The organism is Brevibacterium renqingii (assembly GCF_017808095.1).
Classification (GTDB): domain Bacteria; phylum Actinomycetota; class Actinomycetes; order Actinomycetales; family Brevibacteriaceae; genus Brevibacterium; species Brevibacterium renqingii.
Window position 1 is genome coordinate 461,458 of the sequence record NZ_JADBHG010000002.1, and the last position, 14,088, is coordinate 475,545.

A 14,088-nucleotide genomic window follows, 5' to 3' on the forward strand; every position below is an offset into this window, starting at 1 on the left:
TCTCGCCCGTGTCGACCTGGCAGCAGCTGCGCAGGGCCGGTGCTCGGGCCCTCTCGCGCGTGCGCCGGGCCTTCTGGCCGCTGTTCCAAGGGGCGCTGGCGGCGACCATCGCGTGGTGGATCGCCTTGAATCTGGCGGGTCACCCCAATCCCTTCTTCGCCCCCATCGCAGCTTTCATCGCGCTCAACGCCAACCAGGGCAAGCGAGGCACGAATGCAGTGAATCTGGTCTTCGGGGTGCTGCTGGGCATCGTCGTCGGTGAGACCGCCCTGCAGGTCCTCGGCACCGGCTTCGCCGCCATGGGAATCGGCATCTTGGTGGCGACGACGATCGCCCTGGCCGGCGACGGAAGCCGACTCGTCATCGCGCAGGGAGCCGTGGGTGCGATCCTCACGGTCGCCGGAGGCAAACCGGAGTTCGGGCCCGAACGCGTCGTCGATGCGCTCATCGGCGCAGGAATCGCCCTCGTCTTCAGCCAGCTCCTGTTCCCCGCCCAACCCCTCGACCTGCTCAGACGTGCCGAACGCGATGTGCTCGATGCGATGGCAGAAGCCGTCGAACGCGCGTCCCAGGCACTCGAGGACGATGATGACCGTGCCGCCGAGGATGCGATCGGCGGTCTGCGCTCCCTGCGGGACAAACTCACCGAGCTCTCTGACACCCGCAAGTACAGCAGCCGCACCGCGCGCCGCGCCCCGGTCTGGTGGTGGCGTTCGGAACCGATCGTGCAGGAGAGCGAGAACGCCGGACAGCTCGACCTGCTCAACAACAGCGTCCTCCTGCTCGTTCGATCCGCGCTCGCCGTGCCTGCTGAGAAGCGAAGCGACTGCGTCCCGGTCGTCACCCGGATCGCCGAGGTCATCAGGCAGCTTGCCCACGACCCCGGCGATCGGGAGAACCGGCAGCACGCGGCTGAGGGGGCGCTCGCCGCGTTCCGCGATTTCGACCCCGGGGAGGACGAGGCGACGATGTGGAGACAGACTCATCTGGCCGTGCGCATGGCCGCGATCGACCTCATGACCTTCGCCGGCGTCGAATCCGGACAGGCGGTGACCCTGATGGACGAGCACGACGCCGAGGTGGACGTCACCGAGCCGCCTCGCGCAACGCGGTTCCCGTTCCGCTTCCGAGGGCTGCGGAAGCGGATCAGAGCTCGGGCAGCAGAGAGATCGGGTTCTCGATGCAGTCGGCGACGAAGGTGAGGAACTCGCTCGGCTCGGCGCCGTCGCAGGCGCGGTGATCGAAGACGAAGCTCAAGTACATGACCCTGCGGACGGTGAGCTCACCGTCGACGACCCACGGGCGCTCCTTGATCCGCCCCAGGCCGAGCATGGCGACCTCGGGCAGGTTGATGATCGGCGCGGATCCGTCGACGCCGAAGACGCCGTAGTTGTTGAGCGTGAACGTGCCGCCGGTCAGCTCGGCCGGATCGAACCTGCCGGTGCCGGCCTTGTCCACGGTCGCGGCCACGGAGTCCCGCAGCTGCCGCAGGCTCATCCCATCGGCTCCGTGGACGACGGGGACCATGAGACCGCGCGGCGTCTGCGCGGCCAGGCCTAGGTTGATGTCGCCGTGGGTGACGATCTCACCGGCTGCGGTGTCGATCGAGGAGTTGAGGATCGGGAACTTCCTGAGGCCGGCGATGACGAAGCGGGCGACGAGGGACAGCAGCGAGTACTTCTCGCCCGTGCGCTCTTCGAGGACGCGCTTCGTGGCCAGCAGTTCGGTGGCGTCGACGTCGAGCCAGATCGTCGCCTCGGGGATCTCCTGCCGCGACTTCGACAGGCGCTCGGAGACGACCTTCCGCAGTCCCGTGATCGGGGTGCGGGTGTCGCGGTCGCCGGCGGCTGCTGCTGCAGGCTCCCCCGCCGGGGCGGTTCCCGAGCCGGTGGGCATCTGCGGTTGGGAGGTCCCGGATTCGATGGCGGTGAGGACATCAGCCCTCGTCACGACTCCGCCGGGTCCGCTGCCGGGCAGGTGCTTGGCGCTGATCCCGTGGTCCTTCGCGAGCCTGCGCACGAGAGGCGATGACACGGGAGAGACAAGCTCGGGGGCCCTCTTCGCGCCGAACGAGCGGTTCCTCGTCGACCTGGTCTTCGGTTCGGAAGTGCCGTAGCCGATGAGGTTCGCACCGCCGGACTCGGTCTCCGCCTCGGCGACGGAGAACAGGACCTGACCGGCGGTGACGGTGTCACCGGCCGCGGCGTGGAGGCTGATGATGCGTCCGGCGTAGGGGCAGGGGAGTTCGACGACGGACTTGGCGGATTCGACCTCGACGACCATCTGATCGACGTGGACCTCGTCGCCGACGGCGACCTTCCACGAGATCAGCTCGGCCTCGGTCAGGCCCTCGCCGAGGTCGGGGAGGATGAACTCGCGCGTGCCGGTGCCCAGATCCGCACTCATCACAGCTCCCAATCCCAGGACTCGAGCGCATCGAGCACGCGTTCGACGGTGGGCAAGAAGTACTCCTCGAGCTTCGGGGACGGGTAGGGCACGTCGAACCCGGTGATCCGCAGGATCGGGGCCGACAGATGGGTGAAGTCGCGTTCGGTGAGGCGGGCGGCCACCTCGGCGCCATAGCCGCCGAACCGGGCGGCCTCGTGGATGATCGCCGCCCGCGAGGTTTTGCGCACCGAGGCCGACACGGTCTCGTCGTCGAACGGTGACAGGGTGCGCAGGTCGATGACCTCGACGGACAGGCCGTGCTCGGCGCCTGCTTCCGCGGAGTCCAGCGCGGTGCGCACGGTCGGACCGTAGGCGAGCAGCGTGACGTCGGTGCCTTCGCGGATGACCTGTGCCCGGTTCATCGGTGCCGTGGTCACCGGCAGCGACAGGGTCTCCTTCATCCAGTACCGCGACTTCGGCTCCATGAACACCACGGGATCATCGGAGGCGATCGACTCGCGCAGCAGCGCATAGGCATCGGCCGGATTCGATGGGGTGACGACGGTCAGCCCCGGGGTCGAGGTCCAGTAGGCCTCGGAGGAGTCCGAGTGGTGTTCGACGCCGCCGATGTCGCCGGCGTAGGGGATCCGGATCGTGATCGGCAGGGCGACCCTGCCCTTCGTCCGGTTGCGCATCTTCGCCACATGGGACACGATCTGCTCGAACGCGGGGTAGGCGTAGGCGTCGAACTGCATCTCGACGACCGGGCGCATCCCGTTCATGGCCATGCCGATAGCGGTGCCGATGATCCCGGACTCGGCCAGGGGCGAATCCCACACCCGGTTCGAACCGAATTCGGCCCGCAGACCTTCGGTGACGCGGAAGACCCCGCCGAGGCGGCCGACGTCCTCGCCGAAGATGAGCACGGTGTCGTCCTCGGCGAGGCTGTCGCGCAGGGCCCGGTTCAGCGCCTTCGCCATCGTCACCGCTTCCGCGGCGGGGGCCGAAGGGGTCTGAGTGCTCGTGTCGACTTCGACGCTCATGCCCGACCTGCCGCTGCGAGTTCGGCTTCGAGGACCTGCTGCTGTTCGGCGAGATCGGTGCGCGGCTGCGCGTACACGTGGGCGAAGAGCTCGAGCGGGTCGATCTCGGCCTCGCGGTTCATCGCATCGCGGACGGACTCGGCCAGGGCCTCGGCGGCCGCGGCGATCTCCTCGATGCCGGCGTCGTCGACGGCGCCGGTCGACCGCAGATACTTCTCGAGACGGTCGATGGGATCGAACTGCCTCCAGTGCTCGACCTCCTCGGCCTCGCGGTACTTCGTCGGATCATCGGAGTTCGTATGCGACTCCATCCGGTAGGTCAGGCACTCGATGAGGGTCGGCCCGTCCCCGTTGCGACCGCGCTCGAGCGCGGCGGTGACGGCGGCGAACACGGCGGCGACGTCATTGCCGTCGACCCGCAGGCCCGGCATCCCGTAGCCCGCGGCCCGGTCGGCGAGCATGGTCGCGTTGGTCTGCTCCCGCAGCGGGGTCGAGATCGCGTACTGGTTGTTCTGGAGGACGAACACGGTCGGCGTCTGCCACACGGAGGCGAAGTTGAAGGCCTCGTGGGCGTCGCCCTCACTGCTGGCGCCATCGCCGAGGAAGGTCAGAGTCGCCGCATCCGCTCCCTTCAGCTTCGCCGCCATGGCGAAGCCCGTGGCGTGCAGGGTCTGCGTCGCCAGCGGTGTCGCCGCCGGCGAGGTGTGGTATTCGTTCGGGTCGAAGCCGCAGTGCCAATCGCCGCGGAAGGCTGCGAGGATCTCGCCCACCGGCACACCGCGGGTCAGCAGCGCTGCCGAATCACGGTAGGTGGGGAAGAGCCAATCGCCGGGGGCCAGCGCGGTCGTGGCCCCCACCTCGGCGGCTTCCTGACCGGCCGCCGAGGGGTAGGTCGCGAGCCGTCCCTGTCGGGTCAGATGCGTGACCTGCGCTTCGAACCGTCGGACGAGGACCATCTGCCGATAGAGACCGGTCAGAGTGCGGTCGCCGGGAATCCGCAGCCCTGCCGTGGGGGTGCCGGTGAGCCGGCCATCCGCGCCGATGAAGCTGATCGGCTGCAGCTGGGGCAGTGAGCGGCCTGTGGTGGGAACGTCGATGGTCATGACCCCATGGTGACGTGAGGCACGTCACTGATCCATGGCTGCGCGCCAGTCGAGGACGGGCGGCCATTCGTGCCGCCAACTTGGGACGAAGAGACTGATTCGGGCAGGTCGCATGGACGTTTGGCCCGGGTGCGTGAGGGGCGCTGTCGGACGCGGGTGCGTTGTTTCCCGGCTCCTTCAGATCTCGCCCCAGCGATACCCGCGCGAGGTGAAGGCCGCGGCGACCGAGTCCTTCTTGCCCTCGACCTCGCCTCTGAAGGCCTGATGGCCGCCCTCGGTGAGGATGGTCAGCTTGCCGTCGGCGAAGTACGCGGTGGAGAAGGAGGTGCGGGAGATGCGCAGCGGGTGGTCGTTCTCGCGGCCGATGACGATCTCGTCATCGTCGACGAGAACGGGAGTGTTCGAGCCGGCGATGACGGCGGTGGCGATGACTCCGAGGACCGCCCCGACGATCGGCCTGATGGTCACCACCCAGGGCTGGTCGAAGCTGCTGAGCTTCTCGATCGGATCGCCGAAGGGGATGGGGAACTTCGCGGCCAAGGAGCCCAGTGCGGGCAGGAGGAAGCCGAGGGCGATCCCCAGGCCCACGCAGACGACGCCGATGACGATGACGTCAGTGCGGGTGAGTTTGAAGACGGCGGGCCCGGCAGATGCGCCGGAGTGATGATTGTCCGTGCTCACGTCGATCCTCACTTCCGAGACTGGGATACAATCGTACCAAACCGGTACATGACTGTTCCATTAGATGCGTATTCGCTGATGAGGGAGATGATTCGCGCGTGTCCGAAGCCGCCGGTATGCGGAGACTCGGTCGGGAGGCTCTGCTCAGGGAGTCGCTGTCGGTCCTCGCCGAGAACTCGCAGGCCTCGATGCTCGAGATCGCCCGGGTGATCGGCGTCGGGCGGACGACTCTCTATCGTCACTTCGGGGATCGGGAGGCCCTCGTCGCCGAGGCGGCCCGCCTCGGTGCGCGCATGTTCGGTGCGGCCGTCATGGACGCCCGCCCCGATGTCGGTTCGGGCCTCGAGGCCGTCGAGCGGGTGTGCGAGCGGTTGTTCACGGTCCCCGAGGTCCTCACCCTGATGTTCGCGGACGAACCGATCATCACCGATGACGTCTTCGCCGAGGTGGGTCGCGAGAGCCGGGCCGAACCCGCGGGGGCCGAGTCTGCGGAGGGCGCACCGGCAGAGGGCGGACCCGCGGAGAGGGGAGGCGACGACGTCCTCGAGAGGATCATCGCCCGAGGGCAGTCCGATGGTTCGATCACGAATGAGGTGCCATTGACGTGGGCGGCGATGTACGTCTTCCTCACCATCGGATCGGGCCACCTCTTCGGCGTCGTCGGAGAGGGCTCCGACTCTGATCCGCGGCGGCACGGACTCGAGCTGACGCTCCGTGCGGTACGGAGGACGCTCGCCGCTGAGGCCGACGACTGACGGCGCGTGCGCGCCTGGCTGATGAGGCGGCTGACGGCCCGAGGCGGTATCCGGAGAAGATCGCGCGGATCTGTTGCGCCGTCTCGAATATCAGGTTAGGCTCACCTATGAGATATAGGGAACATCGGTCTTGCCTAAGGCAGTTGACACACCTGCTTGAAGTGGCTGGTCCGGCTTCTCTGTTTCTCGCTGTTTCATACGTCAAGAGATCCTCGGAGCTGAATCCATGCCGCGAACTTCCAGGCCCATGCAGGTGCTGCCGATCATCCTGCGTGAGGCGGAAGTCACCGGCATCGCGGACATCACCCCGAACATGCGACGCCTGACGCTCTCAGGCGATCAGCTGGCGGCCGGTGAGGTCGACGGGATGCCACGGCCTGCATTCCGCTCCGAGGGTTTCGACGATCATGTGAAACTCGTGATCCCGCCGTCCGACGGCGCCTCCCTCGACATCGGCGAGCAGGAGGAGTTCCGCTTCAAGTGGAACCGCGAAGCGCTCGACCGCGCCCGTGATTACACCGTCCGGAGCGTCGACCCTGCGACGAACTCCTTCGCCGTCGACGTCGTCCGCCACGATTCCGGCCTCGCCTCCGACTGGGCTTGCGACGTCGCGGTCGGCGATCGCATCAGCTTCGCGGGACCGAAGACCTGCGCGGGCCTGGCCGAAGGAATCGACTTCCATCTGCTCATCGCCGACGAGACGGCCCTGCCTGCGGTCGGACGCTGGCTCGAAGAGGCGCCCGCCGGCACCCGGGGCCACATCATCGTCGAGGTCCCCACCGCCGATGACATCCAGGAAATCCCCACGAAGGCCGACGTCGAGATCGACTGGCTCGTCCGCGGCTCTGCGGCTCCGGGCGAGTCGAGCCTCATGCGCGAAGCCGTGAAGAGCCTCAGGCTGCCCGCAGGCCGCACCTTCGCCTGGTGCGCGGGCGAGACCCTGACCATCGCGCCCATCCGCCGCTTCCTGCGACGTGACCTCGGCCTGCCGAAGGAGGACGTCGAGGTCGTCGGCTACTGGCGGAAGATGCCGACGCGCCCCGTCGCTCCTGCCGAGGAGACACCCGCCGAAGCGCGCCCCGCCGAGACGAGTCCGATCGCGGCGACCGCCTCCGATGCCGAGGACTCCGCCGAGCCGACCAGCACCCGCGATGTCGTCCATCAGGTCCACGAGATGACCGAACTGCTCCCCGCGATCATCACCCGGACCGCCGTCACCCTCGGCATCAACGACCTCGTCGCCGGGGGAGCGTCCACCACCGAGGCGATCGCCGCCGAACTCGGCATCGACTCCGAACGCGCACAGGCGGTGCTGACGGCCATGTGCTCCCTCGGGCTCCTCTCCCGCAAGGACGACACCTATCGCAACACCCCGACCGGAGCGGTCCTCACCGGCGACGGTGCCGCCGACGGGCTCGACCTGAGCGATCCGGCGCTGCTCGACCTCTTCTCCCTCGTCGATCTCGTCGACGTGCTCCGCGGCGGTTTCGCCGCCCGCACCTCCCGGGCCTCGGCGATCGAGGCTTCCACCTGGCATGCCCAGCGTGCTGCCGACCCGGAGCTCGACGCCGCCCATCGCAGACGCAGCCTCGACCACCTCCAGTACGTCCTCGACCTCATCCTCGACCTCGAACCCGTGGCCACGGCCGCGGACCTCGCCGTAGCCGGCGACGTCGACGCCGAGGCGGCGGCCGCCCTGACACGGAAGGCCCCGGATGCCGGGCGGACGGTTCACACTCCCGGCTCGGAGGCCCTGGCCGGCCGACGAGCCTGGCCGAGCGTCGACTGCACCCTCGTGATCGCCGGTCTGTCCGGACGGTCCCGACCGGAGGTGGACTCACTGCTTCGCCGGATGCTCGCGGCGAGCCGGACGCTGGTCCTTGTCGAAGCGTTCACCGATGACGCCGAGAGCGACGACCATCAGGCGGAGGAGCTCATCGCGACCTTGGCCACCACCGGGAACCCGTCCCTGACCACCGGCGGCCTCGCCGCGGCTCTGCGCGGACTCGGTGCCGCTCGCGTCGAGATCAGGGACATCGGATGGGGCTTCGGACGTTTCCGCTCGGCCGTGATCGCCGCACGTTCGTGAACCGGGCACCAGCCCGCCCGGCAGCCGGCCGAAGACCCGCCCAGAACTGAATACGCAGGATGAGAATAAGGAAGACCATGCCATTGACACGCCTGAGCACAGCCGTCATCGCCGCAGCCGTCGGCCTCGCCCTCCTCGCCGGCTGCGCAGGCGGCTCCGAGGAAGCGGCCTCGGGAAATGCCTCCGAGACCCGCACCGTCGCCGATGCCACCGGTGCGAAGGTCGAGGTGCCCGAGGACCCGAAGGCCGTCGCGACCCTTCACTACGCCGCCACCGAGACCCTCATGGATCTCGATGCGCCTCCCATCGTCCAGGGAGAGTACCAGGACCCGGCGGTGCCCGAGGAATGGCTCGACGAACTCGAAGACATCCCGGTCGTCAGCCAGCAGGAGCCGGACCTGGAGAAGCTCGCCGAGGCGGAGCCGGATCTCATCCTGTCCCCGAACATCTTCGAGCCCGAGATGGTCGAGCAGCTCGAGGAGATCGCCCCGGTCTACCAATTCACCCTGCGCGGCGGCGACCGCGCCAACTGGCAGCAGCGCGTGAAGGAGGTCGCCGACGCCGTCAACAGAACCGATGAGCTCGATGAGCGCGACAGCGGCTTCCAGGCCCGGCAGAAGAAGCTCGCCGAGAAGTATGCGGAGGTCACCGAGGGGACGACGATCGGAGTCGTGTCCTCCTTCGAGGAGAACTCCGCCTACCTGTGGGGCAGCGAGAACATGCTCGGCACCGTCCTGTCGCCGCTCGGCTTCGACTGGTCGGCCGACGAAGACGCCATGGTGAAGAAGTACGGCAAGGCCGATCAGGGCGGGAACAAGTCCGACACCGTCGAACCCGAAGCTCAGATCTCACTCGAGGTGCTCGACAAGAGCCTGTCCGATGCCGACATCATCTTCGTCAATTCGGATCTGCGGGGGGACTACGACAAACTGACGAAGGCGCTCCTCGACTCGGCCGTATTCAAGGAGCTGCCTGCCGTGAAGGAAGGGCACGTGTACCCCATCGGCAAGGCCACGATCGCCGGCTACGCGGACGCGGAATACGGGCTCGACCTCGCCGAGAAGGCGATCACCGAATACCAGGAGGGCTGAGCCGGGCCTCAGCCGGCGCCGGGACGGTGGCCCTCGGCCTCGTCGAGGATGAGCAGCGAACGGGAGGACACGACTCCCGGCACCTCGTGGATCCGCCGGAGGATCACCTGCGACAGGGCTGTATTGTCCGGCGCATTCACGGTCACCAGCGCATCGATGTCGCCGCTGACGGCCTGCACCTTCTCGACGAAGGGCAGCGCGGCCAGATCATCGCGGACCTGAGGCCAGGGGCGCTCGCCGATCTTGACGACGACGACCGCGGTCACGCTCATGCCGAGCGCCTCGCGGTCGACCTCGGCGGTGAATTTCCTGATCGCCCCGGATTCTATGAGTGTGGTGAAGCGCTTGTGCGCGGCCGACCGGGAGATGTGGACGCGCTCGGCCAGCTGGCGCACGCTCAGCCGGGAATCCTCGACGAGGGCAGCGATGATGCTGCGGTCGATGTCGTCGAGGTCGAATGCCACGGGGCGCTCCTTCATCGTTGATGTCGGCGTCCTGCCTGCCCGGACGCAGTGTGCCGGGAGGGTCGGTCGGTTGGCCTCCATTCTAGGGCCCCGCCTCGGCGCGGGGAGCCATCCGGGACCCGGCGCGGGGAGAGGATCCGGAGCATTGGACAAATTCTGTCGATCGTTCGTAAAGTAGCGAAGATGTCTGTGGTGCATACCACGTACCATTGGTGACTGGATACATGGCCGGATTCAGACGGACCCGGTTAACGGACGACAATCAGCCACCTGTAGATTATGAGACGGAAGTCTCATTGCAGGTGCAGCTGCTTCACGAAACTAAGGAGTCATCCTTGAAGATCGCGGTGTTGGTCAAAGAGGTCCCGGATACCTACGGTGACCGGAAACTGAACTTGGAAACCGGGCTGGCCGATCGCGGCGCCTCGGAAGCCGTCCTCGATGAGATCGGTGAGCGCGCGCTCGAAGTCGCGCTGGCCCACAAGGACAGCGACAGCGGGACCGAGGTGACCGTCATCTCGATGTCGCCCGACACCGCGACAGCCACGATCCGCAAGGGTCTGGCAATGGGGGCCGACGATGCCGTGCACGTGGCCGATGAGTCACTGGCCGGCGCGGACCTCGGACTCACCGCCGAGGTGCTGGCCGCGGCCCTCCGCCGCAGCGGATTCGATCTCATCGTCACCGGCAACGTCTCCACCGACGGCAACGGCGGCATGATGCCGGCGATGCTCGCCGAGCACCTCGACTACCCGCATGTGACCGGACTGTCGACAGTGGAGCTGTCCGACGGCAAGGTCGCCGGCACGCGCCCGATCGAAGGCGGCCAGCAGCAGGTCTCGGCCGAACTGCCCGCGGTCATCTCGATCACCGAAGCCCTGCCCGAGGCTCGCTTCCCGAACTTCAAGGGCATCATGGCCGCGAAGAAGAAGCCCTTCGAGGTCATTTCTCTCAGCGATCTGGGCATCGATGCCGAGGACCAGTCCGTGGCTCGCTCGATCATGGTCACCGTCGCCGAGAAGCCGCCGCGCGAGGCCGGCGAGAAGGTCGTCGACGAAGGCAATGGCGGAGTCGAACTCGCCGAATACCTCACCAAGAACCGTCTGGCCTAAGGAGAATCGTCATGTCAGAATTCCCACAGGACTCCATTCTCGTCGTCCTCACCGCCGATGCCGAAGGTCAGCTGGAGAAGCCGGCCGCCGAGCTGCTCGGCGGTGCCTCTGAGATCGGCTCGCCCGTCGCCCTCGTGCTCGCCGCTTCCGGCGGGGCCGACGCCGCGGGGCAGAAGGCCGCCGAACTCGGCGCCGTCGCGTCGCTGACCGTCGAGTCGGCCGGGGACAACCTCGGCACCTCCGCCGTCGACGCCGTGGCCGCCGCCGCCGAGCTCACCGCTCCCGACGCCGTGCTCGTGCCCAACACCCTCGACGGCCGCGACATCGCCGGCCGCTTCGCAGTGCGCACCGGTTCGGCCGTGTGCGTCGACGCCGTCGGCGTCGAGCGTGACTCCGAAGGCATCGTGGCCGACCATTCCGTCTACGGCGGTGGCTACACCGCCTCCTCGGCCCCGACCTTCGGCGCCCCCGTCGTCACGGTGCGCCTCGGTTCGATCGAGACCCGCGCCCAGGCGCAGACGGCGAACGTCCAGGCCCTCGAGGTCGCTGACTCCGGCAAGCGCGCGGCATCGGTCGATTCATTCGAGGCCATCGTCGAGACCTCCTCGCGGCCCGAGCTGCGCGGCGCGCAGAAGGTCGTCTCCGGCGGCCGCGGCGTCGGCTCGGAGGAATCCTTCGAGCTCGTGGGCGAGTTCGCCGATGTCCTCGGTGCCGCCCTCGGTGCCTCGCGCGCGGCAGTCGATGCCGGCTACATCGCCCAGTCGCATCAGGTCGGACAGACCGGTGTGTCCGTGTCCCCGCAGCTGTACGTGGCACTCGGCATCTCCGGTGCCATCCAGCACAAGGCCGGCATGCAGACCTCGAAGACCATCGTCGCGGTCAACAAGGACGGCGAGGCCCCGATCTTCGATATCGCCGACTTCGGTGTCGTGGGCGACCTGTTCAAGGTCGTTCCGCAGGCAATCGAATCCCTGAGAGAGAACAAGTCCTGATATGGCCACCTATTCCAGTTCACTGCGCTCGGGTCTGCCCCGGGTCGCAGGTGGTGATCCCTGGCCGGCAGAGGGCACCATCGGCGCACCCTTGGAAGAGGGTGCCTCGCCGGGCACGGAGGAACTGGATGCAGGTTCCTCCGCCGAGATCGTCGACGAGGGGCCGACGGAGACCGTCGCCCCTGATGTGACCGAGGACATCGCGGACTCCGCTGAGCCTGTCGAATTCGCTGAGCCCGCCGCTGCCGAGGTGCCTCTGCGCCGTGGTCTGCCGCGTGTCGAGGGCGGAGAGCCGTGGCCGCCGGAGGGCCTTGCGCCCGCCGGAGTGAAAGCCGTCGGCGCGACTGCAGGCGCTCCCGGACCGTCCGAGAGCGGATCGGCAGAGGCACCTGCCGTCGAGACAGAAGACTCTTCCGAAATGGAGGGTGCGGTCGAGGACTCGTCGTCCGCTGCACCGGCTGCCGCAGCCGCAGCGGCCGCGCCCGCGGCTGCGAGCGAGGTTCCGCTGCGTCGTGGCCTTCCGCGCGTGGCCGGCGGAGAGCCGTGGCCGCCGGAGGGCTTCGCACCCGCCGGAGTCAAGGCGCCGGGCACTTCCGCTGCTGCCGCTCCGGTCTCCGCCGAGCCTGCTCCTGTCGAGACGAGCGGAGGGGAGGCCTCCGCTGCATCTGCCGCTGAGGAGCCCACCGCTCCCGCCGCGGCCGTTGCCGCGGGCACCGGTGCCGCCGCTGGAGTCGTCGCGAGCGGATCGGGTGAGCTGTCCGATGTCCCGCTGCGCCGTGGTCTTCCGCGTGTGGCCGGCGGTGACCCCTGGCCGACGGAAGGGTTCGCCCCGGCATCGGCTGTCAAGCCCTCCACGGTTGGGGCAGCCGGTGCGCAGGCCTCCGAGCCGGTGGCTGAAACTGCATCATCCGATGCAGGCACGCCAGCCGATACCGCCGAACCGACTGACGGCACCAAGCCCGCAGCCACGACCTCCGGCAGCTCAGCAGCTGAGAAGAAGCCGCAGGGACGGCGCACCGGAATCGGCGGCGTCGGGGCCGGAGCGGCAGGTGCCGGTGCCGCCGCCGGTGCAGGCGCTGCCGCTGCCGCGAGCTCGGAGAAGAAGCCCGACGACGCGGCGCAGAAGAAGCCCGCGCAGCGCAAGCCCATGGGCAAGCCCGCAGCCAAGGCCACCGACAGGCCCGCTCAACGCAAGCCGATGGCCAAGCCCGCCGCGAAGGAAGCGGAGAAGCCCGCGGCCCGAACTGCGGACAAGCAAGCTGCGAAATCGGCACCGGCCGCGAAGGCCGCGCCGACGAGCTCGGGCGGAGCCGCCTCGGCGAAGCCCGCAGCGAAGAAGGAACCGGTCATGATCGGTTCGAAGTCGCTGGGCCAGTGGTCCAAGCTCGTCGGTCTGTCCCTGGGCGGCCTCATCGTCGCAGCCGGGATCATCGTGCTCGCCGCACGTGGGGTGACGACGCTGCCGGGCGTTCCGGAGTTCCTCGAACGCTACCCGGGCGAGTATCACCAGCCCGACTTCGTCGATCCCGGCTTCCCGGGCTGGGTGCGGTGGACGCACTTCCTCAACATCTTCTTCATGGTGCTCATCATCCGTTCGGGTCTGCAGGTGAGACACCAGCAGAAGCCGCCGGCGTTCTACACCCCGAAGAAGGGCGGGAAGAAGGTCAGCATCAACCTCTGGCTGCATACCGGGCTCGACCTGCTGTGGCTGGCCAACGGTGTGGTGTTCGTGGTGCTGCTCTTCGTCTCCGGGCACTGGGCGCGCATCGTGCCGACCAGCTGGGAGGTCTTCCCGAACGCCGTCTCGGCGATGCTGCAGTACATGACGCTCGAATGGCCGATGGAAGATGCGTGGGTGAATTACAACTCGCTGCAGCAGCTGATGTACTTCATCATCGTGTTCATCGCCGCCCCTGTGGCTGCGATCACGGGACTGCGGATGAGCGAGTGGTGGCCGAAGGACGCCGCCAAGCTCAACAAGTTCTACCCGGCTCCCTTGGCTCGGGCGCTCCACTTCCCGACGATGCTGTTCTTCGTCATGTTCATCCTCGTCCATGTGTTCCTCGTATTCGCGACCGGAATGCGGCAGAACCTCGGCTATATGTTCGCCGGGACGAATGCGCTGGGATGGGCCGGTCTCATCTGGTTCCTCGTGGCGATGGTCGTGGTGGTGGCCGGCTGGTTCGCCGCCAGACCGCTGCTGCTGGCACCGATCGCGAACCTGTTCGGACGCGTCTCGAGCAGGTAGGCGAGACCGCGCGGCCGTGAACTCCCGAGCCGCGTCTCCCAGGGGCGGATCCATCTCGAAATCGTCCGCGATATCGAGGTGGATCCGCCCCTGCGTTACATTCAGGCCCCGCTCCGCGAGAG

At 68.0% G+C, this 14,088-nt stretch carries 12 protein-coding genes; 7 read left to right on the plus strand and 5 right to left on the minus strand.

Annotated features, from left to right (window positions below; all coding sequences use genetic code 11):
* Positions 1-8 precede the first annotated feature (8 nt).
* Complete coding sequence (locus tag IIE29_RS07100) at positions 9-1,202, plus strand: FUSC family protein (protein WP_209324519.1); 1,194 nt, start codon at positions 9-11, stop codon at positions 1,200-1,202.
* Here the strand turns inward: IIE29_RS07100 and IIE29_RS07105 are convergent.
* From IIE29_RS07105 to IIE29_RS07120, 4 genes are all read right to left on the minus strand, one after another.
* A complete protein-coding gene (locus tag IIE29_RS07105) occupies positions 1,147-2,406 on the minus strand; it encodes a dihydrolipoamide acetyltransferase family protein (protein WP_209324520.1) in 1,260 nt (419 codons plus the stop codon). The two genes, IIE29_RS07100 and IIE29_RS07105, sit on opposite strands and share 56 nt — an antisense overlap.
* The gene (locus tag IIE29_RS07110; RefSeq protein WP_209324521.1) at positions 2,406-3,431 is read right to left on the minus strand and encodes an alpha-ketoacid dehydrogenase subunit beta; all 1,026 of its coding nucleotides are present in this window, start codon (positions 3,429-3,431) and stop codon (positions 2,406-2,408) included. Before IIE29_RS07110 ends, IIE29_RS07105 begins: the two co-directional genes overlap by 1 nt.
* A complete protein-coding gene (gene pdhA, locus IIE29_RS07115; protein ID WP_209324522.1) occupies positions 3,428-4,534 on the minus strand; it encodes a pyruvate dehydrogenase (acetyl-transferring) E1 component subunit alpha in 1,107 nt (368 codons plus the stop codon). The genes IIE29_RS07110 and pdhA overlap by 4 nt, the downstream gene beginning before the upstream one ends.
* 177 nt (positions 4,535-4,711) lie before the next feature.
* Complete coding sequence (locus IIE29_RS07120) at positions 4,712-5,215, minus strand: YqeB family protein (RefSeq protein ID WP_209324523.1); 504 nt, start codon at positions 5,213-5,215, stop codon at positions 4,712-4,714.
* Between the two features lie 98 nt (positions 5,216-5,313).
* Between IIE29_RS07120 and IIE29_RS07125 the strand changes: the two genes are divergently transcribed.
* The 3 genes from IIE29_RS07125 to IIE29_RS07135 all read left to right on the plus strand — a co-directional run bounded on the left by IIE29_RS07125 (position 5,314) and on the right by IIE29_RS07135 (position 9,150).
* Positions 5,314-5,970: a TetR/AcrR family transcriptional regulator gene (locus IIE29_RS07125; protein ID WP_343071828.1), complete on the plus strand. Its 657-nt coding sequence runs from the start codon at positions 5,314-5,316 to the stop codon at positions 5,968-5,970.
* A 226-nt stretch (positions 5,971-6,196) separates the two neighbouring features.
* A complete protein-coding gene (locus tag IIE29_RS07130; protein WP_209324524.1) occupies positions 6,197-8,059 on the plus strand; it encodes a siderophore-interacting protein in 1,863 nt (620 codons plus the stop codon).
* Positions 8,060-8,136: 77 nt separating this feature from the next.
* Complete coding sequence (locus IIE29_RS07135) at positions 8,137-9,150, plus strand: ABC transporter substrate-binding protein (RefSeq protein WP_209324525.1); 1,014 nt, start codon at positions 8,137-8,139, stop codon at positions 9,148-9,150.
* A gap of 8 nt (positions 9,151-9,158) precedes the next feature.
* Here the strand turns inward: IIE29_RS07135 and IIE29_RS07140 are convergent, their stop codons facing one another.
* A complete protein-coding gene (locus IIE29_RS07140; RefSeq protein WP_209324526.1) occupies positions 9,159-9,614 on the minus strand; it encodes an Lrp/AsnC family transcriptional regulator in 456 nt (151 codons plus the stop codon).
* 335 nt (positions 9,615-9,949) lie between these two features.
* Between IIE29_RS07140 and IIE29_RS07145 the strand changes: the two genes are divergently transcribed.
* The 3 genes from IIE29_RS07145 to IIE29_RS07155 are packed head-to-tail and all read left to right on the plus strand — an operon-like array spanning position 9,950 to position 13,966.
* The gene (locus IIE29_RS07145) at positions 9,950-10,726 is read left to right on the plus strand and encodes an electron transfer flavoprotein subunit beta/FixA family protein (RefSeq protein ID WP_209324527.1); all 777 of its coding nucleotides are present in this window, start codon (positions 9,950-9,952) and stop codon (positions 10,724-10,726) included.
* A gap of 11 nt (positions 10,727-10,737) precedes the next feature.
* Positions 10,738-11,718, plus strand: a complete 981-nt coding sequence (locus IIE29_RS07150; RefSeq protein WP_209324528.1) for an electron transfer flavoprotein subunit alpha/FixB family protein — start codon at positions 10,738-10,740, stop codon at positions 11,716-11,718.
* Position 11,719: 1 nt separating this feature from the next.
* Positions 11,720-13,966: a cytochrome b/b6 domain-containing protein gene (locus IIE29_RS07155; protein ID WP_209324529.1), complete on the plus strand. Its 2,247-nt coding sequence runs from the start codon at positions 11,720-11,722 to the stop codon at positions 13,964-13,966.
* The last annotated feature ends 122 nt before the right edge of the window (positions 13,967-14,088 follow it).

Coding starts and splice junctions, on each gene's coding strand:
- IIE29_RS07105 (WP_209324520.1), bottom strand. CDS start 2,406: ATGAGTGCGGATCTGGGCACCGGCACGCGCGAGTTCATCCTCCCCGAC.
- IIE29_RS07135 (WP_209324525.1), top strand. CDS start 8,137: ATGCCATTGACACGCCTGAGCACAGCCGTCATCGCCGCAGCCGTCGGC.
- IIE29_RS07155 (WP_209324529.1), top strand. CDS start 11,720: ATGGCCACCTATTCCAGTTCACTGCGCTCGGGTCTGCCCCGGGTCGCA.
- IIE29_RS07150 (WP_209324528.1), top strand. CDS start 10,738: ATGTCAGAATTCCCACAGGACTCCATTCTCGTCGTCCTCACCGCCGAT.
- IIE29_RS07110 (WP_209324521.1), bottom strand. CDS start 3,431: ATGAGCGTCGAAGTCGACACGAGCACTCAGACCCCTTCGGCCCCCGCC.
- pdhA (WP_209324522.1), bottom strand. CDS start 4,534: ATGACCATCGACGTTCCCACCACAGGCCGCTCACTGCCCCAGCTGCAG.
- IIE29_RS07130 (WP_209324524.1), top strand. CDS start 6,197: ATGCCGCGAACTTCCAGGCCCATGCAGGTGCTGCCGATCATCCTGCGT.